This window comes from Herpetosiphon llansteffanensis (genome assembly GCF_003205875.1).
Classification (GTDB): domain Bacteria; phylum Chloroflexota; class Chloroflexia; order Chloroflexales; family Herpetosiphonaceae; genus Herpetosiphon; species Herpetosiphon llansteffanensis.
The window spans coordinates 1-1,246 of record NZ_PUBZ01000032.1; the positions used below are offsets into that span (position 1 = coordinate 1).

Consider the following 1,246-nt stretch of genomic DNA (forward strand, 5'->3'; position numbering starts at 1 on the left):
TGATGTGGTCCTGAACGTATAGACGAGTATGGTATCATACTGATACGGGAAAGGAATCCACCAATGACACGGCAAAAACCACGCACCTTTACGGCGGAATTTCGCCACATGGCCATTGATCTCGCGTTGCACGGTGAGCAAACCGTTGCGCAGATCGAACGCGATCTTGGGTTATCGTCAGGCCTCTTGCGCCAGTGGCTCAAAAAACACCGCATGGCCCAGGCCGCAGGTACCACCGTTGCCGCCGTGGCTGCGGAAACCCACGAGCTGGCCCGCCTGCGACGGGAAGTCAAACGGCTGGAGCAGGAGAATACCATCCTAAAAAAAGCCGTGGCTATCTTCGCGCACCCGTCACCGAGCGGTATCGGTTCATCCATGAGCACCGATCGCTGATGTCGGTGCGGGCGATGTGCCGCCTGCTGGAGGTTGCCGCGAGCGGCTTCTATGCCTGGTGCACCCGCCCACCGAGTGCCCGAACGATAGCCAATCAAACCTTAACCGAAACCATCCAGTCCATCCAAGCCACCAGCGGCTTCCGCTATGGCAGCCGTCGGATTCAAGCGAGCTTACGCCAGCAGGGCGTGCGGGTTGGCCGCCATCGGGTTCGTCGCCTGATGCGGAGTGCCAATCTCCACCCGCGCCGCACGAAATGGCGGCGGCAGACGACCGTGCGCACGTGCGGCGCGTCTGCCGCCCCGAATCAATTGCAGCGCCAGTTCACCGTCACCGCCCCGCATGCCTGCTGGGTTGGCGACATTACCGCCATTCCGCTGCGCAGCGGAACCGCCTATTTGGCGGGGGTTTTAGACCTCTATACCCGCAAAGTCGTTGGCTGGACGCTGGATGGGCGGATGGATGCAACCTTGGTTGAACGGGCCTTGCAGATGGCGGTGACCCAGACCCAGCAGCGGCCTGCCGTGCACCATACGGACCAAGGGAGTCAGTACACGAGCGCGGCCTACCAAGCGCTGGTGCGTCGGCATGGCATCACGATGAGTATGAGCGATGTGGGCAAATGCTACGATAATGCGCCCATGGAGAGCCTGTGGGCAACCCTGAAAACCGAATTGACCCATCATCGAACGTATGACAGCATCGCCAGTTTACGGCGTGATTTGTTCGAATATATCGAAATTTTTTACAATCGCCAACGACTGCATTCGGGGTTAGGCTACCAAACACCCGCGATGATTGAAGCAGCGTGGAGCGGATAAGAACGATTGTCCATTAAATCGTGACCACATCA

General features: G+C 58.8%; 2 protein-coding genes. Both read left to right on the top strand.

The annotated features are described in order from the left end of the window. Positions 1 to 63 precede the first annotated feature (63 nt). Complete coding sequence (locus C5S61_RS01855) at positions 64 to 393, top strand: transposase (RefSeq protein ID WP_110513422.1); 330 nt, start codon at positions 64 to 66, stop codon at positions 391 to 393. Continuing rightward, entirely contained in the window at positions 372 to 1,214 is an 843-nt protein-coding gene (locus C5S61_RS01860; RefSeq protein WP_240614398.1) for an IS3 family transposase, read from the top strand. Before C5S61_RS01855 ends, C5S61_RS01860 begins: the two co-directional genes overlap by 22 nt. The last annotated feature ends 32 nt before the right edge of the window (positions 1,215 to 1,246 follow it).